This window comes from Nocardioides sp. Root151, from assembly GCF_001427925.1.
Taxonomy (GTDB): domain Bacteria; phylum Actinomycetota; class Actinomycetes; order Propionibacteriales; family Nocardioidaceae; genus Nocardioides.
In genome coordinates this window covers 1,467,216-1,489,682 of sequence record NZ_LMGG01000001.1, presented here as the reverse complement: position 1 = coordinate 1,489,682, position 22,467 = coordinate 1,467,216, and the positions used below count along the sequence as shown (strand labels likewise).

Sequence of the window (22,467 nt, the reverse complement as noted above, 5' to 3'; positions counted from 1 at the left end):
CTCAGCTCGGGGTGGGGGGCTTGATCCGCATGGACTCCAGGGCCAGGGCGACGACGATGTGCTTGTCGTTGCCCGGGTCCTGTGCGTCGTACCAGAGATCGGTGGTCTGGCCGTCGGTGATCGGAGCGGCTCTGCGCACCATCATCGGCCGCTGCACCCACCGCTGCACGCCGTGCGCGTCGTGGAAGGTGAAGGTGACGGTGGTGAAGACGCTCGAGCCCTCGCTGGACGCTGTGTATCCCTTGTCGGACACGGTGGCCAGGGTGCGGGTTCCGGTCTTCATCAGCTCCTCTGCCAGCCGGGCTCGCGCGATCCGGCGGCGGTAGGCGAACAGGCTGAGCAGCAGCAGCGCGGCCGCGAGCACCAGCAAGCCCAGACCGACTCGCTCCGCGACCCGGCTCTCGATCTCGCGTGCCGTCGTCCAGGTGCCGAGGCCGCCTCCCGACGCGGCCGCGGCGAGGCCCTGGGCGATGCCGAGCTTCGAGGAGCGCAACAGCAGGGGACCCCATGCGATCAGGCCGATGACCGTCAGGGTCATGCCGACCGGGACGGCGGCCATGGTGACGGTGCTGGGCGGCGACTCAGTGACGTCGGCGGACATCTCCGTCCAGCCGACGCCGGTCAGGTAGCCGCCGATGACGAGGACGACCAGGTTCAGGCCGACGCGCAGGGCACCCGGGGCACGCTCGGCCTTGGCCCGGCGCGCGGCAATGGGATCGATCGTGCTCATGCGCGACATTCAACAGGAACCCCGCGCTCAACCGCCGAAATTCCAAAGCAACAGTTCCGTGGGTGCAGTGGCGGTGACCGTGCCGCCCTCGTCCCTCAGTCGTACGGCGTCGGCCTCGCCGAGCGCCACGTCGTCGAGGGTCGCCGATCCGGTGGTCACGAAGAGGTGTCCGAGTGGGGCGTCTGGCAGGTCGACGCGTTCGCCGGGGGCCAGGCGTGCGGCGTACAACGTCGCTCCGGAGGCGCCGATCCGGGTGATCGCGTCGGGTCGTGACCCCGACACGACCGGCTGCCACGCGGCCTCGGGCTCCACTGGTGCCGAGTCGTAGCGGGTCGGGCCGCCGGTCTCGTCGGGCAGCACCCAGGTCTGGATGAACCTGGTCGGGCCGCTGGCCACGTCCACGGTCTCGGAGTGCACGACACCGTCGCCGGCCGACATCACCTGCACCCGACCGGGCTCGATCACGCCGGACGTGCCGGACGAGTCCGCGTGGCGGAGCGCGCCGTCCAGCACCCAGGTGACGATCTCGAGGTCGCGGTGCGGGTGGTCGGGATAGCCGCCACCCGGCTGCACCAGGTCGTCGTTGTGGCAGACCAGCAGGCCGAAGCGCAGGTTGTCGGGGTCGTAGTGCGACCCGAACGACAGCGAGTGGCGGGTCACCCGTCCGTCGGCGTCGGTGACGAAACGCGCGCCGGCCCGGTGGATTTCCATGCCTCAGAGACTAGGTTGATCGAGGTGAGCATCGACCTTCCGCCCGGATTCAGTTTTGGCGCCAGCACCGCGGCCTACCAGATCGAGGGCGCGGTCGCCGAGGGCGGCAGGGGCCGCAGCATCTGGGACACCTTCTGCGCCGAGCCGAGCCGGATCGTCGACGGGTCGAGTGGAGCGGAGGCCTGCGACCACTACCACCGGTACGCCGAGGAGGTCGCGCTGCTCAAGGGGCTGGGCGTCGACGGCTACCGGCTCTCGATCGCCTGGCCGCGGATCCAGCCCACCGGCACCGGGGCGCCGAACGCCGAGGGCATCGCGTTCTACGACCGCCTGCTCGACGAGCTGCTCGGTGCCGGCATCGACCCGATGGTCACGCTCTACCACTGGGACCTGCCCCAGGCTCTCGAGGACGATGGCGGCTGGCTGAACCGGGCGACTGCCGAGCGCTTCTCCGAGTACGCCGCGATCTGCGGCGAGCGATTCGGCGACCGGGTGCGTCAGTGGGTGCCTGTCAACGAGCCCAATGTGGCGAGCCTCATGGGCTACGCGCTCGGGATGCACGCTCCGGGCAAGACGCTGATGTTCGACGCGCTGCCCGCCTGCCACCACTTGCTGCTGGCGCACGGGCTCGGCACGCAGGCGCTGCGCGGGGCCGGGGTCGGCGAGATCGGCTGCGCCAACAACCACGCCCCGATGTGGCCGGCCAGTGACGGCGACGGCGACCTCGCCGCGACCGGGCTCTTCGACGACCTGTGGAACAACCTCTTCGCCGACCCGATGCTGCTCGGCGAGTGGCCCGAGGACCTCGCTCCGCTGATGGAGCCGCTGGCCCGGGAGGGGGACCTCGCGACGATCAACCAGCCCCTCGACTTCTACGGCGTCAACTACTACAACCCCTACCTGGTGGCGGCCGCCGCCGAGGGTGCGGAGTTGCCGTTCGAGTACCGCGACATCGAGGGCTACCCGACCACCGACTTCGGCTGGCCGGTCGTGCCCGACGGCCTGCGCGAGCAGCTGGTGACCCTGCACCGGCGATACACCGACCTGCCGCCCGTGGTCATCACCGAGTCCGGCTGTGCCTACAACCTGGGCCCCGACGAGACCGGCGTCGTCGACGACCGGGCCCGCATCGACTACCTCGACTCACACCTGCGCGCGGTGGCCGACGCGATCGCCGAAGGTGTCGACGTGCGCGGCTACTTCACCTGGTCGATCATCGACAACTTCGAGTGGAGCGAGGGCTACACCCAGCGCTTCGGCCTGGTGCACGTCGACTACGACACCCAACAGCGCACGCCCAAGAAGTCCTACGACTGGTACCGCGCCTACATCGCGGCGGCGGGGCAGGACCGCTGATTGTGTGTGGGTCCTGACGCACCAGGTGAGTCAGAACCCACACGATGACGAGTGGGCCGTCGTCAGAGGGCTGCGGCGGTGCGGGTGCCCTGCTCGATCGCGCGCTTCGCGTCGAGCTCGGCGGCAACGTCGGCCCCGCCGATCAGGTGTACGCCGCTGGGGTTGAGTGCTGAAGTGGTTGCCCCAACCGCCAGTTCAGCACTCAACTCGTCGTACAACCCGCGCACCGACTCCTGTCCCGCGCAGAGCACGACGTGGTCGACGTCGAGCACCTGCTGGCTGGTCTCGCCGGACGCCGAGGTGACCGTGATGTGCAGTCCGGCGTCGTCGACCTTGTCGTAGGAGGTGCCCGGCACCATGTGCACGCCGGAGTCCTTGAGCACGGCGCGGTGCGCCCAGCCGGACGTCTTGGCCAGGCCCTTGCCGATCGAGGTCGTCTTGCGCTGGAGCAGCCACACCTCGCGGGGAGCGGTGCGCGGCTTCTTCTCGGTCAGGCCGCCACGGTGGATGGCCGGGTCGCCGACGCCCCAGTGCGCCATCCAGTCGTCGAGGTCGTCGCCGGAGTCGTGGGTCAGGAAGTGGCTGACGTCGACGCCGATGCCGCCGGCACCGATCACCGCGACCCGGCGGCCGACGGTCACCGACCCGTTGAGCACCTCGTCGTAGCGCACGACCTTGGCGTGATCGACGCCCGGGAACGCAGGCACCCGCGGCGTCACACCCGTGGCGACGACGACCTCGTCGAAGCCGGCCAGGGCGTCAGGGGTGGCCTCGGTCGAGAGGCGCACGTCGACACCGAGCACCTCGAGGCGGCGGGTGTAGAACCGCAGCGTCTCGCGGAAGTCCTCCTTGCCGGGGACCTCCATCGCGAGGCGGAACTGGCCGCCGAGGCGGTCGGACTTCTCGAACAGTGTGACGGCGAGACCGCGCTCGGCCGCGGAGACCGCTGCGGAGAGGCCGGCCGGTCCGGCGCCGACGACGGCCACCTTCTGCGTCGTACGCGTCGGGCTGAGCACCAGGGTGGTCTCGCGGCAGGCACGCGGGTTGACCAGGCACGAGCTCATCTTGTTGGCGAAGACGTGGTCGAGGCAGGCCTGGTTGCAGGCGATGCAGGTGTTGATCTCGTCGGCGCGACCGGCGGCGGCCTTGTTCACCAGCTCGGGGTCGGCCAGGAACGGGCGCGCCATCGAGACCAGGTCGGCACCGCCCTCGGCGATGATCGACTCGCCGATCTCGGGGGTGTTGATCCGGTTGGAGGCGCAGACCGCGATGCCGACCTCGGGCCGCAGGCGCGCGGTGTAGTCGCGCCACGCGCCCGGCGGCACCTGCGTGATGATCGTGGGCACCCGTGCCTCGTGCCAGCCGATGCCGGTGTTGAGCAGGTCGACGCCGGCCTCCTCGAGACCCTGGGCGAGCTCGACGGTCTCGTCCCAGGTCTGCCCGCCCTCGACCAGGTCGAGCAGCGAGATGCGGTAGCCGATCATGAAGTCGCGGCCGACCAGCTCGCGGGTGCGACGGACGATCTCGAGCGGGAAGCGCATCCGCTTCTCGGCCGAGCCGCCCCACCTGTCGGTGCGGTCGTTGGTGCGCGCCGCGAGGAACTGGTTGATCAGGTAGCCCTCGGAGCCCATGATCTCGATGCCGTCGTACCCCGCCCGCTGGGCCAGGCGCGCGGCCTTGGCGAAGTCGGTGGCGGTGCGGTCGACGCCCCGCGTCGACAGCGCGGTGGGCTTGAACGGGGTGATCGGCGAATTCCGGCTCGAGGCCGAGACGCTGTACGGCGTGTAGCCGTAGCGCCCCGCGTGCAGGATCTGCAGCGCGATCTTGCCGTCGTGCTCGTGCACCGCGTCGGTGACCTGGCGGTGCCGCGCCGCGTGCAGGCTGTTCGACATCGTCGAGCCGAGCGGCTTGAGCTGGCCGCGGAAGTTGGGGGAGTAGCCGCCGGTGATGATCAGCCCGGCACCGCCCTTGGCGCGTTCGGCGAAGTACGCCGCAAGCTTGGGCAGGTTCCAGAAGGCGTCTTCCAGACCGGTGTGCATCGAGCCCATCACGACACGGTTGCGCAGCGTGGTCGACCCGATCGTGATCGGCTCGAGGAGGTGGGGGTAGTTGTTCATCGCTCAGCTTTCGTGTGGGCGTCGATGTATTCGGTCAGCCAGTCGATCCAGAACTCCTCGAGGCGTACGCCGCCGCGGAGCACGAGGAAGACGTCGAGGTCATGGCCGGAGAGTCCGGACGGGTCCGGGAAGTCGCGGGCTTCGAGATGGTGGTAGAGCGAGAGCTTCTTCCGGTGGTCGTCGAGCTTCTCCCGGGCCTGGTCGAGGATCGCCGCGCGGTCGCCGTACGACGCCCCGCGCATCTTCACCATCAGGTCGGAGCGCAGCGGATCACCCGACGTCGGTTCGGCCAGCCAGCGCTCGAGCTCGAGGCGACCCGGCTCGGTGACGTCGTACACCTTCTTGTCGGGGCGGCCCTGTTGGGCGACGACGGTGGAGGTGACCCAGCCGTCCTTCTCCATGCGGCCCAGAACGCGGTAGATCTGCTGGTGGCTGGCGGTCCAGAAGTAGCCGATCGACTTGTCGAAGCGCCGGGTCAGCTCGCTGCCTGAGGCCGCGCGCTCGCTCAGGGAGACGAGGAGCGCGTGTTCGAGGGCCATGCCGACCATCCTGCGACACCTATGCAACTAGTTGCAAGCCTGCGTGGCGGGGGTCACCTTGCGCTATACCCCCTAGGGGTATAGCGTCCTGATCATGAACACGTCCTGGCGCATGGCAATGTCGGCCACCCTCCACTGCCTCACCGGCTGTGCGATCGGTGAGGTCCTGGGCATGGTGCTGGCCACCTGGTGGGGCTGGAGCGCGGGGCCGAGCGTCGTCCTCGCGGTCGCGCTGGCCTTCTTCTTCGGCTACCTGCTCACCTTCGTCGGCGTGCGCCGTGCCGGTCTCGACGTCCGCTCGGCGGTGCGTACGGCGCTGGCCGCCGACACCGTCTCGATCCTGGTCATGGAGATCATCGACAACACCGTGATGGTCACCGTGCCCGGTGCGATGGACGCCGGCCTCGGCGCCTGGCTCTTCTGGACCGCCCTCGCGTTCTCACTGGCCCTGGCCTTCGTGCTCACGGTGCCGGTGAACCGCTGGCTGATGAGTCGGGGCCTGGGCCACGCCGTGGTCCACGAGATGCATCACGGTGGCGCCGACGAGCACGCCCACTGAGTGATTCCGGCCGCCGATCGTGACAGTGGATCTGTCATGATCGGCGGCATGACTATCGAACTCGGTCAGGGCACTGGTCCGCTGCGTGGAGTGAAGGTCGTCGAGATCGCCGGCATCGGGCCCAGCCCGCACGCCTGCATGATCCTGGCCGACCTCGGTGCCGACGTCATCCGCATCGAGCGACCGCGTGGTCAGATGCTCACCGGCGGATCGCACGACCTGCTCAACCGCGGTCGTCCGAGTGTCGCGCTCAACCTCAAGGACCCGGCTGCCGTCGAGACGGTGCTGAAGCTGGTCGAGGGGGCCGACGTGCTGGTCGAGGGCATGCGTCCCGGCGTCACCGAGCGGATGGGCCTCGGTCCCGACGAGTGCCTGGCCCGCAACCCGAAGCTGGTCTACGGCCGGATGACGGGCTGGGGCCAGACCGGCCCGTTCGCCCAGGTCGCCGGGCACGACATGAACTACATCGCGATCACCGGCACCCTGCACGGGCTCGGCCAGGACAAGGCGCGGCCGTCGTTCCCGGCCAACCTGGTCGGCGACTTCGGCGGTGGGTCGACGTACCTCGTGATGGGCATCCTCGCCGCGCTGCTCGAGTCGCGCACCAGCGGACAGGGCCAGGTCGTCGACGCGGCGATCGTCGACGGCACCGCCCACCTGAACGCGATGACCGCGGCCTTCCTGGCCGGCGGCGGCTTCCATGAGGAGCGCGCCTCGAACCTGCTCGACGGCGGCACGCCGTACTACGACGTCTACGAGACCTCGGACGGCAAGCACATGTCGGTCGGTCCGCTGGAGCCGCAGTTCTACGACCTGTTCGTGGAGCTGCTGGAGATCAAGGACATCGCGCCCGACCGCTACGACGCGGCCAACTACTCCACACTGAAGGCGTTGATCGCCGAGCGTTTCGCGACCCGCACCCAGGCCGAGTGGGTCGAGGTGTTCGAGGGAACCGACGCCTGCGTGGCCGGGATCATCCCGATCAGTGAGGCGATCGAGCACCCGCACATGAAGGCCCGTGGCGTCTTCGTCGAGCACGAGGGCCTGACCCAGCCGGCACCGGCCCCACGGTTCTCGCGCACCGAGGCGACCCTGTCGTCGCCGCCCGCGCCCGGCCCCGGCGCGCACACCCGTGAGGCCCTTGCGGCATGGGGCATCGACGACGTCGACGCGTTGCTCGAGGGTGGCTCCGCAGTCCAGGCCTGAGTCGGACCGTTCGCAGTGCCGAGAGTGAAGTTCGTGTCGTGAGTCGGGCCGTTGGACGACACGAAGGTCACTCTCGGGGCCTTGACTTCCGAGTCCCGGTCAGGCGGTCAGGAAGTCGGCCAGCGAGGCGACTTCAGGGGTGGCGCCGGCCTCGGCCAGCGCGTCCTCCAGTGCCCGGTCGTGGTCGGGGCGGGCCTTGGCCAGTGCCTTGCGTCCTGAGGCAGTGAGCTCGGTGTAGATGCCGCGCCGGTCGTCGGCGCAGAGGATGCGGGTCAGCAACCCGCGGTCCTCCAGTCGGTTGACCAGGCGCGTGGTCGCGCTCGGGGAGAGTGCGGCAGCGCGGGCCAGCTGGGCCATGCGCATGTGCCAGCCGTCCTGGCGGGACAGCGCGTCCATCACGGTGAACTCGACGACCGAGAGGCCGTGACCACTTGAGAGTGCCTGCTCGAGCCGCGCCTCGATCATCTGGTGCAGCGCGGCGAGTCGGCGCCAGCCCTGGGCTCGCACCTGGACCGCCTCGTCGCTGATTCCCATGCGCACCATCATAGCGCCCGTTTTGCAATAACCAGCGCGTGCAACTAATCTCGAGCGAGAACGTTGCACACGCGGCATATTGCACACGCAAAGGAGCTTCCATGAAACCCGGACTGCTGGCCCTCGCCGTGGGCGGCTTCGGCATCGGACTCACCGAGTTCGTGATCGCCGGCCTGCTGCCCGAGGTGGCAGCCGACTTCGCGGTCAGCGAGGCCACTGCCGGCTGGCTGATCTCCGGCTATGCGCTCAGCGTCGCGGTCGGCGCGATCCTGCTGACCGCGGCCGTCGTACGCCTGCCGCGCAAGCAGGTGCTGCTCGGCCTGATGGTGCTGTTCATCGTCGGCAACCTGGTCTCCGCGCTGGCCACGTCGTACGACGCGATGCTGGTCGGCCGCATCATCGCCGCCCTGTGCCACGGTGCCTTCTTCGGCATCGGCTCCGTGGTGGCCGCCTCCCTGGTCGCGCCGGAGAAGAAGGCCGGTGCCATCGCGTTGATGTTCGCCGGACTGACCAGCGCCAACGTGCTCGGCGTGCCGGCCGGCACCCTGCTCGGCCAGGCCGCGGGCTGGCGCTCGACGTTCTGGGCGATCACCGCGATCGGCATGGTCTCGTTCGTCGCCATCGCCTTGCTGGTGCCCGGCAAGGTCGCCGGTGCCGACGCGCCACCTCGCCTGAGGCAGGAGCTGGGGGCGTTCACCAGCGGCCAGGTCTGGTTGTCGCTGGCGGTCACCGTGCTCGGCTTCGGCGGCATGTTCGGGGCGTTCACCTACATCGCCTACACACTCACCGGGGTCAGCGGCTTCGCCGACTCGTGGATCCCGTGGCTGCTCGTCCTCTTCGGTGTCGGGCTGTTCGTGGGCAACCTCTTCGGCGGCCGGGCGGCCAACAGGGCCGTCGCGCGCACCTTGTTCGTGGTGCTGGCCGGGCTGGTCGTCGTCATGGTCCTCTTCGCGCTCACCGCGGAGAGCAAGGCACTCACCGTCGTCGCCCTCTTCCTCATGGGTGCCTTCGGGTTCGCCACCGTGCCCGGACTCCAGATGCGGGTCATGGACCACGCGGGACAGGCGCCGACCCTCGCCTCGGGTGCCAACATCGGCGCCTTCAACCTCGGCAACGCCATCGGCGCATGGCTGGGCGGTCTCGCGATCACCGCCGGCCTGGGCTACACCTCACCCCTGTGGGTCGGTGCCGGGCTGGCCCTCGCCGCGCTCGTCGTACTCGCCCTGGCGGAGGCAATCGCGGCCCGTGAGGTTCATGACACCGAGGCGCTCGTGAGTGCCTGAAGCGACGCGACGGGGAGGGTGATCTGTCCGATTCGGGTTAGGTTGTGCCGCAGCACTGACCGCAATCCGACGGAGATTCGTGAACATCTTGGGCACCGCCATCGACCGCGAGGCCGCTCTCCCGGCCGCGATCGGCACCATCCCCAGCGGCCTCGCGCTGCTGACCGGCCACCCGAAGCTGGCCGCCGGCCTGCTCGCGCTGCCGGTCGGGCTGGTGGCGTTCTTCCGTGACCCCGAGCGCGCAGCCGACCTGGCCGACGTCGACGAGGACACCGTCGTCGCCCCCGCCGACGGCAAGGTCATGCACGCCGGCCCGGCCCAGCCCGGCGTGGCACCTCCCAGGGATCCGGCGCAGGGGGACTGGCAGCAGATCAGCATCTTCCTGTCGCTCTTCGACGTGCACATCAACCGGGCGCCGTACGCCGGCGTGGTGGAGTCGGTGACCTACCGGCCCGGGAAGTGGCTGGCCGCCTACAAGTTCGAGTCGGCGTTCGAGAACGAGCGCAGCGACATCGTCATGAACCGCACGGTTCGCGGCGAGCAGCGCACCTACGTCTTCCGTCAGATCGTCGGACTGGTCGCGCGACGCGTGGTCACCCGGGTCAAGGCCGGCGACGAGGTGGGCACCGGCGCGCGCATCGGCCTGATGAAGTTCGGCTCCCGGATGGACGTCTTCCTGCCGCCCGGCGTCGAGCTGCACGTCAAGGAGGGCGACCGCACGGTCGCCGGGGAGACGGTCCTGGCCACCTGGCCCGGAGCCGCCCGATGACGGACAGCTCACTGCGACGCCGGCTGCTTCGGCGCTGGCGACTCGAGTCCCACTCCGGCGCCGAGGTCGTCTCGCTTCGCCAGCTCAGCGCCCGCGAGCAGTTGCGGGTCACCTCGCCGAGCCTCTTCACGACGGCCAACATGGGCTGTGGGTTCTCGTCGGTCCTGCTGGCCACCTCCGGGCACTTCCAGCTCGCCGCGATCCTGATCGCGGTCGCCATCGTGATGGACATCGCCGACGGTGCGGTCGCCCGGCTGGTGGGCGCCACCTCGCCGTTCGGAGTCCAGCTCGACTCGCTGGCCGACCTGGTCTCGTTCGGCCTCGCGCCGGCCGTGCTGGTCTACACCTGGGTGCTGCCCGAGTGGCCGGTGATCGCCTGGCTGGCGGCGTTCTTCTGGCTCGCCTGCGCCGGCTTCCGGCTGGCGCGCTTCAACTTCACCATCGACCCGACCGACGACAAGCGCTACTTCATCGGCCTGCCCTCGCCGGCCGCCGCCGCGGTCGTGATGGCCACGGTGTTCGCGATGGACAACCCCGACGTCGCCGGCCCCGACTTCCGGGTCGGCCCGGCCATCCTGGTGCCGGTCGCGATCAGCCTCGTGCCCGCCCTGCTGATGGTCTCGACGGTCCGGTTCCGCTCCTTCCGCGACCTGGTCACGCCCCGCACCACGCAGACCCGCGTGTGCACCACGGTCGCCGTACTCGTCGTGGCCGCCGGACTGGCGCTGGCCCCGGCCACCACGGGTGTCACGGTGGCCTACCTGTACGTCGCGACCGCGCCCCTCGGCGTGCTCACCGCCCCGCTCCGGGCACGCATCTTCGGTGCGGACTCGGTGGCCCCGCCCCGCACCCGCCAGCAGTCGGTCTTCCTGCCGTTGGCCGGCGACGAGGACGCCGTCGGCGACGAGGTCTGAACCGCGCCGGACCCTCCCGGTCGCCGTCCTGCGATAGAACTGGTGCATGGCCGACGCGAAGCAGGAGGGCAGTGCGTCCCTCGTGACCGTGCTGGTGGCGCTGGTCGCCAATGCCCTCGTGGCGACGGCGAAGTCCGTGGCCGCCGCGGTCACCGGGTCGGCCTCGATGGTGGCCGAGGCGGCACACTCGTGGGCCGACACCGGCAACGAGGTCTTCCTGCTCTTCGCCGAGCGGTCGGGTGGGCGGGCCCGCGACGAGAGCCACCCCCGCGGCTACGGCCGGGCGACGTACGTCTGGTCGCTGGTGGCCGCGTTCGGCCTGTTCGCGGCCGGTGCGGTGGTCTCGGTCTGGCACGGGCTCACCGAGCTGACCGGGGAGTCCGAGGATCCCGACTACCTGATCAACTACGTCGTGCTCGGCATCGCGTTCGTGCTCGAGGGCATCTCGCTGACCCAGGCCACCCGCCAGGTGGTCGGCCAGGCGCGCTCCTTCGGCATGCGGCCCCTCAAGTTCGTCGACCGCACCTCCGACTCGACCCTGCGCGCGGTCTTCATGGAGGACTCGGCCGCCATCATCGGTCTGGTCCTCGCGGCCACCGGCATCGCGCTGCACCAGCTGACCGGCAACGCGATCTTCGACGCCCTGGGCTCGATCGCCGTGGGCCTGCTGCTGGGCTTCGTGGCGGTGTTCCTGATGCGGCGCAACATGGACTACCTGCTCGGGGAGGAGATCTCGCCGCAGCTCGAGGGCCGGGTGCTGGCCACCCTGAAGGCGCGCCCGGAGATCCACCGGGTCAGCTACCTCCACGTCGAGTACGTCGGCCCGCACCGTTTCTTCATCGTGGCCGCCGTCGACCTCACCGGCGACGACCGCGAGGGCGAGCTGGCCATCCGGTTGCGCGGGCTCGAGGCGTCTCTCGAGCAGGAGGAGATGATCGAGGACGCCATCCTGACGCTCTCGATCCCCACCGAGCCCACGCTCTGACCCGCCTGCCGTCCCACGTTCTGACCTACCCGCCGTCCCACCCCTCTGACCCACCCGCCGTCCCACCCCTCTGACCCACCCGCCGTCGTACCGAAGAACGGGCGCAACGGCCCGATTCGGCTCAAATGTGGGGGAAAGTGCGGCGTTGTGCCCGTTCGGCGGTACGCGCGGGTGCCCGGGTCGAAGTCAGGCCAGGGCGATCGTCGCCTCGAGCACGAACTGCGGGTCGGCCAGGCGGTCGCCGTACAGCTCGCGCAGCCGGCCGACGCGGTAGCGCACGGTCTGCGGGTGCACGAAGAGTGCGGCGGCGATGTCGTCGCGCCGGCCCTGGTGGAGCAGCCAGGCGCGCAGGGTCTCGGTGAGCTTGGCGACCGTCGAGGGGCGCAGGCCGTCCATCGGTGCGAGCACACGGGCCCGCAGGTCGGCCAGGGCGGAGCCGTCGGCGGTGGTCACCAGCGGCACCAGGTGGTCGTCGGTGTCGACGGACGACTCCTCACCGCCCAGGCCGAGCCCGAGCGTGCGCAGGGCGCGCACGTAGGAGCCCTTGGCGTCGATCCACTGCCGGCTGGGTCCGATCGCTGCGGTGCGGTCGCCGATGCGGCGAACCAGCTCGCGGCGGCCCCGGGAGTCGAGGTCGGCGACCAGGATCGCGGTCATGTCGGGGTGCTCGTCGAGGCCGGGCGCCTCCGTGCCGGCGATCAACGAGCGGGGATCGATGAGCGTCCGCAGGGTGCCCAGCGTCGACTCCGGCGTGATCACCGCGGTCAGCGTGGTGGGTGGCTCCCAGTCGGCGCGCTCGGCCAGGGCCAGCGCGTCATCGGTGCCGAGGTCGGCCAGGAGTCCGGCGGCCAGTCGTTCCAGATGCCGCTCGCGGACACGACCCGACGTGGCCAGCTCGTCCGCGTGACCGGAGACGCTGACCGCCGACAGCTCGTCGATGTAGTCGAAGACCAGCTCCGCGAAGCGGGCCAGCTCAGCGGCGGGCAGCCCCGCCTCGACGGCGCTGCTGCTCAGGTCGTGCCAGGCGGTGCGGGCGCCCACGCGGTACGCCGCAGCAAGGGCGTCCATGCTGCGCCCGCTGCGCGCCTCGCCGCGACCCAGGGCGTACGCCGCCTCGAAGACCGACTCGACCCGGCTGCCCGGACCTGCCCCGGCGGGCGTGGCGGTCATGTCGAGGAAGCCGCTCAGCGCCATCGTCACGGCGGTCTCGATGTTGCGCCCCATGCGGCCGCGGAACGGCTCGGAGTAGCTCGGCACCTCGCGGATCACCGAACTGACCACGCGCTCGGCACAGCCGGCCAGCTCGCCACGCATGGCGGCGATCACCGGGTCCGGCAGGCGCAGTCCGCCCAGACGGGCACTGCGTGGCTCGCTCATGGACGCCTTCTTTCACTCGCTGCGAACAAAAGACTACTCCAGATTCACGCAGGGAGGGTCAGGACTTCACACGTGGAGGCGGGCACGATGGTCACATGGTCCTTCTTGATGGTGCTGGCAGCTCGACACGACTCCGTGACCGACTGGTCAGGGTCGTGGAGGCAGCGACCACGCCGCTGCTGCCGGCCGACTACCTCGACCTGTTCGCCCCCTTGCGCAGTGGGGCGGACCTCCGGGGCCGCATCGTCTCGGTGCACCCGGAGACCGCGGATGCCGCGACGATCGTGATCCGCCCCGGGGCAGACTGGGCAGGCCACGTGCCCGGCCAGTACCTCCGGATCGGCATCGACGTCGACGGCGTCCGTGAATGGCGCGCCTACTCGTTGACCCACGGCCCGCGCGCCGACGGCAACATCTCGATCACCGTCAAGGCCGTCCCCGACGGCAAGGTCAGCAACCACCTCGTCCACCGCGCCGAGGCTGGCACGCTGGTCCACCTCGAGCAGGCGACCGGCGACTTCGTGCTCGCGTCGAAGCCGGGCAAGCTGCTCTTCGTCACCGCCGGCTCCGGGGTCACCCCGGTCGTCGGCATGCTTCGCAACCTCTTCCCGGCCACGGACTCCGGCGTCCTGCGGCTCGACCGCAGCAAGGCGCTGGACATCACGGTCGTCCACGTCGCCCCGAGCCGGCCCGAGTCGATCTTCATCGACAACCTGCACGAGCTGCACGAGGCCGGCGCGATCAACCTGGTCGACCGGTACGACGACGTGCACGGCGTGCTCGACATCAACACGCTCTCCGACCTCGTCCCCGACCTGGCCGAGCGTACGACGTACGCCTGTGGCCCCGGTGGTCTTCTCGACGCGCTCGCGAAGCACCACGAGGCCGCCCGGCTCGAGCTGTTCACCGAGCAGTTCCGCCCGGTCGTCATCGCCGCGGGCGAGGGCGGCACGGTCACCTTGGAGAAGTCGGGCGTGAGCCTCGAGCTCGACGGTGCGACCACGATCCTCGACGCGGCCGAGCAGGCCGGCGTCCTGATGCCCAGCGGTTGCCGCATGGGGATCTGCATGGGCTGCGTGCTGCCGATGCGTGAAGGCGCCGTCCGCGACCTGCGCAACGGCGCGATCACCACTGCCACCCCGGGCGAGACCGACAACGGTGGCGTACCGATCCAGACCTGCATCAGCGCGGCCGCCGGGCCGTGCCACATCGACCACTGACTTCAACTGTCCTCGATCTCGAGACGGTCGCAGAGCGACCTCCTCGATCAGCGGAGAAGGAGACATCACCATGACTGTCATCACGAAGAAGCCCGAGAACCCGACGGCGCACCTGACGCCCGAAGACATCGAGCAGATCGGCATCGAGCTCGACGCGATCCGCCAGGACATCATCGACTCCCGCGGCGCCAGCGACGCCGCCTACATCCGCAAGGTCGTCGACGTGCAGCGCAAGCTCGAGCTCGGCTCGCGTGCGGTGCTGCTGGCCAGCATCTTCCCGCCCGCCTGGATCGCGGGCACGGTCGGCCTGAGCGTCGCCAAGATCCTCGAGAACATGGAGATCGGGCACAACGTCATGCACGGCCAGTGGGACTGGATGCGTGACCCGAAGATCCACTCGACCACGTGGGAGTGGGACAACGCCTCCACCGCGGAGGGCTGGAAGCACTCGCACAACCAGGTGCACCACACCTACACGAACATCGTCGGCAAGGACAACGACCTCGGCTACGGCATCATGCGGGTCGACGAGGACCAGCGCTGGTCGCCGTTCCTGCTCGGCCAGCCGGTGTGGAACTTCATCAACGCCTGCTTCTTCGAGTACGGCATCGCGGCGTACGACCTCGAGCTCGGCAAGAACCTGCGCATTCCCAAGGAGAAGCGCAGCGACGCCTTCAAGCGCAACGCGAAGAACACGCTGAAGAAGATCCGCCGCCAGGCCACCAAGGACTACGTGGTCCACCCGGCGCTGTCGATCCCGACCGGCTCGTTCCTGCCGACCCTCGCCGCGAACTTCACCGCGAACCTGGTCCGCAACCTGTGGACGCACTCGGTGATCATGTGCGGCCACTTCCCCGAAGGCGTAGAGACGTTCGAGAAGAAGTCGATCCCCGCCAACGAGACCCGCGGCCAGTGGTACGTCCGCCAGATGCTCGGTTCGGCCAACATCTCCGGCTCGAAGCCGATGCACCTGATGACCGGCAACCTGAGCTTCCAGATCGAGCACCACCTCTTCCCGGACCTGCCCAGCAACCGGTACTCCGAGGTCGCGCCCAGGGTGCAGGCGCTCTTCGAGAAGTACGAGCTCAACTACCACTCGGCGTCGCTGCCCCGCCAGGTCGGCAGCGCGTGGCACAAGATCGTCCGGCTCTCGCTGCCGAACGGCTGGCTCGAGCAGACCAACGTGAAGAACGCGCCCCAGCAGTTCGCCCTGCTCTACAAGCTCACCACCGGTGGGCCGAAGGTGCGACGGGCGTACGACGCCGTGCAGCGCCGTGCCGAGAACAAGAAGCTGGCCGAAGCTGCCGCTTGATCCACCCTGCCTCAACCCGGACCGCCTGTTCTGCAGGCGGTCCGGTTCATTTGAGCAGACAGTTCGTCGCTCGACCTTGACCTTCCGCGCTCAGCGAACGGCTCAGGGGTCCGAACTGCCTGTTCAAGTGAACGCTGGTTGCCGCCCTCGCCCCTGCGGCCGCAGAATCGTTGGAACTCTTGTCCACCTGCGGACACAAACAGGGCATGGTGACAAGCATCTTCGGGGGCATCGACATGGCTGAGCTCAGCGACAATGAGCTGGTCGATGGCCTGCGCAACGGTGAAGGATCCGCGCTCGGCATCCTGTTCGACAGGTACGCCGACCGCATCTACAACCACTGCTTCCGTCGTACGGCGTCGTGGGATGCCGCACAGGACGCGACCTCCACGGTCTTTCTCGAGGCCTGGCGCGGGCGTGAACGCGTGATGTTGCACGACTCGTCGGCGCTGCCGTGGCTCTACGGCATCGCCACCAACGTGTGCCGCAACCTCAATCGCAAGCAACGCCGGCACCTCGCCGCCGTACGACGTCTGCCCGTCGATGCCGACTCTCCTGACCATGCCGAGGCGGTCATCGGCCGCCTGGACGACGAACGCCGGATGGCTGCACTGCTGACCGCTCATGAGGGCCTGCCGCGCCGCGACCAGGAGATCTTCTCCCTGGTCGTGTGGTCCGAGCTGACCTACGAGCAGGCAGCGGCGGCACTCGGCATACCCGTCGGAACCGTGCGCTCGCGTCTCTCGCGGGCGAGGCGGCGGCTCCACGCAGCAGTCTCCGAAGGGGAGAACGACCATGACTGACCACAACCCGACTGACGACCAACTGCCTCCCGAGCGTCCGCTCGACGAGCAGTCGAAGGCGCGCATGCGTGCCGAGCTGACCGAGGCGATCGGCCGCTCCGACGCCGACCGGCCGCGGCACGCGTGGCTCGTGCCGACCGTCGCCGCGGCCGCCATGGTCGGCATCGCCGCGTTGGGGGCCGGCCTGTTCCTGAACGGCGACGACGACGGCCGGGACCGCTCCGGCGAGATCGCGCCCGCAGGGTCCGGCACGGCCAGCGACCCGGACCCGACGGTGAAGGCGCCGGACCCGCCGGTGTCGACGATGCCCGGTGAAGGTTCGACCACGGAGAAGATCCCCGAGAACGAAATGCGAATGGAGCCGCCCGTCCCCTGTGCGGACGAGGTCGGCAACCTCCTCTCGGCCGCGCGGCTCGCCGGAAGCACGACGTACGACGAGGGCACGGCACAGCTGTGGACCGACGGGGCGACCTGGGTGATCTGCGACGACTGGGCTGCCACCTCCGACGGGGGTGTGCCGACCCTGATCGGCAACCGTTCGACCAACGACGTCTGGTCGAAGCAGACCTACGCGCTCAGCCAGAACTACTCCATGGACGACCACCTGGTGGGGCAGTACGTCGCCGGCGGGCCGACGCTGCCCGACGTCGCGTCGATCAGCTACACGTTCCCCGACGGCCACACGCAGGACGCGGTGATCGGCAAGGACATGTGGCTGATGACCTACGTGGCCACGAGCGGTCCGTTGGTGGACCAGACGGCCGAGACCGAGCCAGTGCGGGTCCGGGTGACCTTCGACGACGGCACGACTGCGTCGTACGACCTGCAGTGGGGCCAGGACACCTGTGCCCAGATCAACCACGGTTGCTGAGCGGTCGCGAGTCGACCCTTCTGCCATTGACCTTCCCTAATTGAATGACATTCAGTAGCCTCGCTCGGGTGAGCGAACACGTCGACGTCCTCATCATCGGTGCCGGTCTCTCGGGGATCGGCGCCGCCGCCACCCTGGCCACGCGCCAACCCGACAAGACCTACCTGGTCCTCGAGCGGCGGCCGTCCAGCGGTGGCACGTGGGACCTCTTCCGCTACCCGGGCGTGCGGTCCGACTCCGACATGTACACGCTCGGCTACCGGTTCAAGCCGTGGCTGGGCGACAAGGCACTGGCCGACGGCGCCTCGATCCTCGACTACGTCCGCGAGACCGCGCGGGAGTACGGAGTCGACGAGCGGATCCGCTACGACCAGCACGTCACCTCGGCCGACTGGGACTCCGAGTCGGCGACCTGGCGGGTGGCCGTCGACGAGGGCGACGAGTCGAAGACCTACACCGCGTCATTCCTCTGGTCGTGCACCGGCTACTACAACTACGACGAGGGCTACACGCCCGAGTTCACGGGCCGCGAGCGCTTCCGTGGCGAGATCGTGCACCCGCAGCACTGGCCGGCGGACCTGACGTACGCCGGGAAGAAGGTCGTCGTGATCGGCTCCGGAGCGACCGCGGTGACGCTGGTCCCGGCGATGGCGGACGACGCCGCCAAGATCACCATGCTGCAGCGCTCGCCGACGTACATCCTCTCGCTGCCGGCCCGCGACCCGCTCGCGCTCGGACTGCGCAAGGTGCTGCCCCGGCAGGCGGCGTACAACGTCACCCGGATCAAGAACATCGCGCAGGCCAGTGCGCTCTACAACGTCAGCCAGAAGCAGCCCAGGCTCGTACGCCGACTCATCCGCCGGCTGAACCAGAAGCAGCTGCCAGAGGGCTATCCGGTCGACGTCCACTTCAAGCCGACGTACGGCCCCTGGGACCAACGCCTGTGCCTGGTGCCGAACGGCGACCTGTTCCGTGCCATCCGCCACGGCAAGGCGGAGGTCGTCACCGACACCATCGACACGTTCACCGAGACCGGCCTGCGTCTGGGTTCGGGTGCGGAGCTCGAGGCCGACATCATCATCACCGCGACCGGCCTCAACCTGCGCCTGTTCGGCGGTGTCGAGGTGACCGTCGACGGCGAGAAGCTCGACGCGCCCTCGACGATGGCCTACCGCGGGCTGATGCTCAGCGACCTGCCCAACTTCGCCTACACGGTCGGCTACACGAACGCGTCGTGGACGCTCAAGGCCGACCTGGTCGCCGAGTTCGTCTGCCGGCTGCTCCAACACATGACCGAGGTCGGCGCGCGCACCGTCGTACCCGTGCGCCAGGCGGGTGTCGGGGAAGAGCCGTTCATGGACTTCGAGGCCGGCTACGTGCTGCGCTCGCTCGACGAGCTGCCCAAGCAGGGCGACGTCGAGCCGTGGAAGCTGAAGCAGAGCTGGTTCCACGACGTCCGCACGATCCGCAGGACCGACCTCGACGACGGGGTCCTGCAGTTCCGCTGACCCTGTGCAGCCGATCAGCCTGAGTCTGATCAACGTTCTGTCTGATCAACGCTGTGTGACTGGTCACTGGATGCCACCAATGGGGCTTGTGTGCCCTATCCTTGTAAATAGCAACCCGTTGAGTCTTGCCTCGGGTCGCCGGCGCGCGGAGCCCTCCAGTGGGATTCGCCTTTCATGCGCTGCCTTCCGAACCTCGGGGTTCGTGACTGTTTGGTGAGACACACCAACGGATAGCGACTACTTCTCTTGTCTACTGCTTCAACTGTGCCCTCTTTCGGCGATCTCGGCGTTTCCGCGAATCTCGTGGCCGTGCTCAACGATCTCGGCATCACCGTCCCCACTCCCATCCAGGCCGCCACGCTTCCTGACTCGCTGGCCGGCCGCGACGTCCTCGGCCGTGGCCGCACCGGCTCCGGCAAGACGTTCGCGTTCGCGCTGCCGCTGGTGGCGCGCCTCGCCGCGTCCAACCGCAAGCCCCGCTCCAAGGCGCCCCGCGCGCTGATCCTGGCCCCCACGCGTGAGCTGGTCGGCCAGATCAACGAGTCGCTCAAGCCGCTGGCCAAGGTCTTCGGCCTGTCCACGCAGACCGTCTTCGGTGGTGTCGGCCAGAACCCGCAGGTCCAGGGCCTGCGCAACGGCGTCGACATCGTGCTGGCCTGCCCGGGTCGTCTCGAGGACCTCATCGCCCAGGGTCACTGCACCCTCGGCGACGTCGAGGTCACCATCCTCGACGAGGCCGACCACATGGCCGACCTCGGCTTCCTGCCCGCCGTACGCCGCCTGCTCAAGCAGACGCCGACCAACGGCCAGCGCCTGCTGTTCTCCGCGACGCTCGACAACGCGATCGACACGCTGGTCAAGCAGTTCCTGCACAACCCGAAGACCCACCAGGCCGACTCGGCGCAGTCGCCGGTCTCGCAGATGAGCCACCACGTGCTGCACCTGAACCGCGAACACCGCGTGCCGGTGCTCGCCGACCTGGCCAGTGCCCCCGGCCGCACGGTGATCTTCACCCGTACCAAGCACGGCGCCAAGGCGCTGGCCCGTCAGCTCAACAAGAACGGCATCCCGACGGTCGACCTGCACGGCAACCTCAGCCAGAACGCGCGCACCCGCAACATGGATGCGTTCCACGCCGGCAAGGCCACCACGCTCGTCGCCACCGACGTCGCCGCCCGCGGCATCCACGTCGATGACGTCGCGCTCGTCGTGCACGCGGACCCGCCGGCCGAGCACAAGGCCTACCTGCACCGCTCCGGCCGTACGGCGCGAGCCGGCGCCGAGGGCACGGTCATCACGTTGATGACCGACGACCAGGTCGGCGACGTGCGCGCACTGACCCGGGCCGCGGGCATCAAGCCGACCACGACCCGCCTCAACGGTGCGGCCCACCCGATCCTCGAGCAGCTCGCCCCCGGTGAGCGCCTGACGCCCGGTGGCCTGGTCATCGAGTCCGGCGGCAACAACATGGGCTCGGCCGGTTCCGGCTCGGGCTCGGGCGGCAAGTCCGGTGGCGGACGTCCGCGTCGTTCGCGCGGCGGTGCCGCCAAGACCAACGGTGGCGCGCGTTCCGGCGGCAACAGCGGCGGCTCCTCGTCGCGCGGCAGCTCCGCGCGCAGCGGTGGTGCCGGTGCCGGCAAGCCCTCGGGCAACGGCGGCGGCAACGGCGGCGGCAACCGCAACCGCTCGCGTGGTCGCAGCGGTGGCGCGTCCGGCGGCGCATCGGCTGGGGGCGGCTCGCACAGCGCGGCCTCCTTCAGCAGCGGTCGCCGCTGACCTCAGACCCTTCACGACGTCCTGCGTCACGGTTGCTCCGGCAGTCGCTGCGCGGGACGCCGAGTTGAATTGATTGACAACGTCCTGCCGTCACGGTTGCTTGGCCAACCACGACGCAGGACGTTGTTCATTCGGTGTCCCTTGACTCTCAGGGTGACCGTGCTGGACTGGAGTCGACCTACTGACCCAGCGAGAAGGAGCACGACGCCATGAGCTTCATCGACAAGGCCAAGAACGCAGCCGAAGACGCAATCGGCAAGGTGAAGGAAGCCGTCGGAGACGTCACCGGCAACGACAGTCTCGAGGCCGACGGCAAGTCCGACCAGGCCGAGGCCAGCGTCAAGGACGCCGGCGAGAAGGCCAAGGACCTCGGCAACGACCTGAAGGACAAGTTCTGATCCGTTGATCGGACAACGTGTGGGTTCTGACGCACCAGATGAGTCAGAACCCACACGTTCCTGCGTTCTCTAGGCCGTCAACAGGCCGATGCCCAGGCTGAGCAGGCCCGCGGCCAGCACGACGGCGCCGACGACGACCATGGCCATGAAACCGTTGGGCTCGGTGCGTCCCTTGCCCATCGAGGCGAAGAAGAACCCGCCGGGCATCAGCAGTGCCGCGATCGGCACCCCGGCCCGCGAGAGCCAGTCGAAGAAGCCGGTCTGCGTGGTGGCGTCGGCGAGGAGCTGGCAGAGAAGGCCGAGCAGCAGCAGTACGCCGGCATGCGCGTGGCCGGCCCTGGCGAACTTCTCCTGGAACGGCGTCGCCGGCACCTTGCCGCGCACGATCGCCAGCATGTAGGCGCCGCCGGTCTCGACGGTGACCAGCGAGAGCAGCAGGATGCCGGCAAGGGTGCGGGATTCGTCGGACATGGCGACCTCTCCTCGTTTGGATACTGGACTATCCAATAGTTGGATAGGTGGCTGTCCAATGTCAAGATGTTTGCCATGTGGATGTCCGAGCTCTCCGAGCGCAGCGGCGTGCCAGTGCCGACCGTGAAGTTCTACCTGCGCGAGAAGCTGCTGCCTCCGGGCGTGGCCACCGGCGCCACCCGAGCGGTGTACGACGAACGCCACGTCGAGCGACTCCGCCTGATCCGTGCCCTGGTCGACGTGGCGGGGATGGGCCTCGATCGGGTGCGTGCGGTGATCGACGCCGTCGACGACACCAAGGCCGACCTGCACGACGTACTTGCCAGTGCGCACGAGGAGCTGTCGCCGGTCCCGAGCCGCCAGCCGAGCGAGGAGTCGCGCGAGCTGGTGGCGCGGATGATCAAGTCCCGGCGCTGGAAGGTCACCAACGGTGGAAGGCATGCCGAGGCCCTGGCCGCTGCTCTCGACGCGCTCGATGCCGCCGGCCAGGGGCTGGACGCGGAGGCGCTGGCGGCCTATGCGGACGCGGCCGCCGACGTCGCGAAGAACGAGATCGCCAGCATGTCCGACGTCAGTCGCGAGGGCGCGGCGACGTACGCCGTGATCGGCACTGTGCTCGCCGAGCCCGTCCTGCTGACCCTGCGGCGTCTGGCGCACGAGGACCTCTCGGCACGGCGCTTCGCCCGCATGCCGCGCACGTCTCTGGGTACCGCGCCAGTGACCGGGAAGAGACGCTGACCACTGAGAAGGAGCATCAGATGAGCCTCGCGGACAAGGCCAAGAACGCAATGCAGGATGCCAAGGGCAAGGTGAAGGAATCCACCGGCAAGGCCAAGGGTGATGAAGAGCTCGAGGCCGAGGGCAAGGGTGACCAGGCCGAGGCGAGTTTCAAGAACGCCGGAGAGAAGGCAAAGGACGCGATCGACGACGTGAAGGACGGCTTCAAGTCCTGACCTTGGTCAGTCCGTCGTGCTCTCGTTGGCCGAGGAACGCGCACTGCGCTCTCGTGGTGTGCGGTGCGCGCTGCG

General features: G+C 69.2%; 23 protein-coding genes. 16 read left to right on the top strand and 7 right to left on the bottom strand.

All coding sequences use genetic code 11. The features are described from left to right. Position 1: 1 nt before the first annotated feature. Together ASD66_RS07085 and ASD66_RS07080 are read right to left on the bottom strand one after the other, a co-directional pair. Positions 2-730 (bottom strand): DUF3592 domain-containing protein, encoded by a 729-nt coding sequence (locus ASD66_RS07085; RefSeq protein WP_056890410.1) that lies wholly within the window; start codon positions 728-730, stop codon positions 2-4. 27 nt (positions 731-757) lie between these two features. Continuing rightward, on the bottom strand, positions 758-1,441 hold the full coding sequence (locus ASD66_RS07080) for a pirin family protein (protein ID WP_056890409.1): 684 nt from the start codon (positions 1,439-1,441) through the stop codon (positions 758-760). 24 nt (positions 1,442-1,465) lie between these two features. On the opposite strand from ASD66_RS07080, the gene ASD66_RS07075 reads away from it, so the two are divergent. Next, entirely contained in the window at positions 1,466-2,797 is a 1,332-nt protein-coding gene (locus ASD66_RS07075; protein ID WP_056890596.1) for a GH1 family beta-glucosidase, read from the top strand. 62 nt (positions 2,798-2,859) lie between these two features. On the opposite strand, the gene ASD66_RS07070 is transcribed toward ASD66_RS07075, so the two are convergent. Together ASD66_RS07070 and ASD66_RS07065 are read right to left on the bottom strand one after the other, a co-directional pair. After that, positions 2,860-4,914 carry an NADPH-dependent 2,4-dienoyl-CoA reductase gene (locus ASD66_RS07070; protein ID WP_056890408.1) on the bottom strand — a complete coding sequence of 685 codons (2,055 nt, stop codon included), beginning with the start codon at positions 4,912-4,914 and terminating at the stop codon, positions 2,860-2,862. Continuing rightward, positions 4,911-5,453 (bottom strand): PadR family transcriptional regulator, encoded by a 543-nt coding sequence (locus ASD66_RS07065; protein WP_056890595.1) that lies wholly within the window; start codon positions 5,451-5,453, stop codon positions 4,911-4,913. Before ASD66_RS07065 ends, ASD66_RS07070 begins: the two co-directional genes overlap by 4 nt. A gap of 94 nt (positions 5,454-5,547) precedes the next feature. On the opposite strand from ASD66_RS07065, the gene ASD66_RS07060 reads away from it, so the two are divergent. Further along, on the top strand, positions 5,548-6,012 hold the full coding sequence (locus ASD66_RS07060) for a DUF4396 domain-containing protein (RefSeq protein ID WP_056890407.1): 465 nt from the start codon (positions 5,548-5,550) through the stop codon (positions 6,010-6,012). 48 nt (positions 6,013-6,060) lie between these two features. Next, the gene (locus tag ASD66_RS07055) at positions 6,061-7,218 is read left to right on the top strand and encodes a CaiB/BaiF CoA transferase family protein (RefSeq protein WP_056685276.1); all 1,158 of its coding nucleotides are present in this window, start codon (positions 6,061-6,063) and stop codon (positions 7,216-7,218) included. Between the two features lie 99 nt (positions 7,219-7,317). Here ASD66_RS07055 and ASD66_RS07050 read toward each other — a convergent pair whose 3' ends face one another. Then, positions 7,318-7,752 (bottom strand): MarR family winged helix-turn-helix transcriptional regulator, encoded by a 435-nt coding sequence (locus tag ASD66_RS07050; RefSeq protein ID WP_056890594.1) that lies wholly within the window; start codon positions 7,750-7,752, stop codon positions 7,318-7,320. 101 nt (positions 7,753-7,853) lie between these two features. Here ASD66_RS07050 and ASD66_RS07045 point away from each other — a divergent pair, with 101 nt between their 5' ends. From ASD66_RS07045 to ASD66_RS07030, 4 genes are all read left to right on the top strand, one after another. Further along, positions 7,854-9,035, top strand: a complete 1,182-nt coding sequence (locus tag ASD66_RS07045; RefSeq protein WP_056890406.1) for an MFS transporter — start codon at positions 7,854-7,856, stop codon at positions 9,033-9,035. Positions 9,036-9,114: 79 nt separating this feature from the next. Then, positions 9,115-9,804, top strand: coding sequence for a phosphatidylserine decarboxylase (locus tag ASD66_RS07040; RefSeq protein ID WP_200949896.1), 690 nt, complete (start codon positions 9,115-9,117; stop codon positions 9,802-9,804). Continuing rightward, complete coding sequence (gene pssA, locus ASD66_RS07035; RefSeq protein ID WP_056890405.1) at positions 9,801-10,718, top strand: CDP-diacylglycerol--serine O-phosphatidyltransferase; 918 nt, start codon at positions 9,801-9,803, stop codon at positions 10,716-10,718. The genes ASD66_RS07040 and pssA overlap by 4 nt, the downstream gene beginning before the upstream one ends. 46 nt (positions 10,719-10,764) lie before the next feature. Then, a complete protein-coding gene (locus ASD66_RS07030) occupies positions 10,765-11,703 on the top strand; it encodes a cation diffusion facilitator family transporter (protein WP_056890404.1) in 939 nt (312 codons plus the stop codon). A 186-nt stretch (positions 11,704-11,889) separates the two neighbouring features. Here ASD66_RS07030 and ASD66_RS07025 read toward each other — a convergent pair whose 3' ends face one another. Then, positions 11,890-13,080, bottom strand: coding sequence for a PucR family transcriptional regulator (locus tag ASD66_RS07025; protein WP_056890403.1), 1,191 nt, complete (start codon positions 13,078-13,080; stop codon positions 11,890-11,892). 95 nt (positions 13,081-13,175) lie between these two features. Here ASD66_RS07025 and ASD66_RS07020 point away from each other — a divergent pair, with 95 nt between their 5' ends. The 7 genes from ASD66_RS07020 (at position 13,176) to ASD66_RS06990 (ending at position 20,968) form a co-directional block, all read left to right on the top strand. Further along, entirely contained in the window at positions 13,176-14,300 is a 1,125-nt protein-coding gene (locus ASD66_RS07020) for a ferredoxin reductase (protein ID WP_056890402.1), read from the top strand. Positions 14,301-14,370: 70 nt separating this feature from the next. Continuing rightward, positions 14,371-15,612, top strand: a complete 1,242-nt coding sequence (locus ASD66_RS07015; RefSeq protein WP_056890401.1) for a fatty acid desaturase family protein — start codon at positions 14,371-14,373, stop codon at positions 15,610-15,612. 206 nt (positions 15,613-15,818) lie between these two features. Then, positions 15,819-16,415, top strand: coding sequence for an RNA polymerase sigma factor (locus ASD66_RS07010; protein ID WP_235529981.1), 597 nt, complete (start codon positions 15,819-15,821; stop codon positions 16,413-16,415). Next, positions 16,408-17,286 carry a hypothetical protein gene (locus ASD66_RS07005; protein WP_056890400.1) on the top strand — a complete coding sequence of 293 codons (879 nt, stop codon included), beginning with the start codon at positions 16,408-16,410 and terminating at the stop codon, positions 17,284-17,286. Before ASD66_RS07010 ends, ASD66_RS07005 begins: the two co-directional genes overlap by 8 nt. A 68-nt stretch (positions 17,287-17,354) precedes the next feature. Further along, a complete protein-coding gene (locus ASD66_RS07000) occupies positions 17,355-18,794 on the top strand; it encodes a flavin-containing monooxygenase (RefSeq protein ID WP_056684720.1) in 1,440 nt (479 codons plus the stop codon). A 309-nt stretch (positions 18,795-19,103) separates the two neighbouring features. Further along, positions 19,104-20,570: a DEAD/DEAH box helicase gene (locus ASD66_RS06995; RefSeq protein WP_235529980.1), complete on the top strand. Its 1,467-nt coding sequence runs from the start codon at positions 19,104-19,106 to the stop codon at positions 20,568-20,570. 209 nt (positions 20,571-20,779) lie between these two features. Beyond that, positions 20,780-20,968, top strand: coding sequence for a CsbD family protein (locus ASD66_RS06990; RefSeq protein WP_056684726.1), 189 nt, complete (start codon positions 20,780-20,782; stop codon positions 20,966-20,968). Between the two features lie 69 nt (positions 20,969-21,037). On the opposite strand, the gene ASD66_RS06985 is transcribed toward ASD66_RS06990, so the two are convergent. Further along, positions 21,038-21,439, bottom strand: coding sequence for a hypothetical protein (locus ASD66_RS06985; protein WP_056890397.1), 402 nt, complete (start codon positions 21,437-21,439; stop codon positions 21,038-21,040). A 66-nt stretch (positions 21,440-21,505) separates the two neighbouring features. Between ASD66_RS06985 and ASD66_RS06980 the strand changes: the two genes are divergently transcribed. Continuing rightward, positions 21,506-22,177 (top strand): MerR family transcriptional regulator, encoded by a 672-nt coding sequence (locus tag ASD66_RS06980; RefSeq protein ID WP_082599352.1) that lies wholly within the window; start codon positions 21,506-21,508, stop codon positions 22,175-22,177. 20 nt (positions 22,178-22,197) lie between these two features. Next, on the top strand, positions 22,198-22,392 hold the full coding sequence (locus ASD66_RS06975; protein WP_056684734.1) for a CsbD family protein: 195 nt from the start codon (positions 22,198-22,200) through the stop codon (positions 22,390-22,392). The last annotated feature ends 75 nt before the right edge of the window (positions 22,393-22,467 follow it).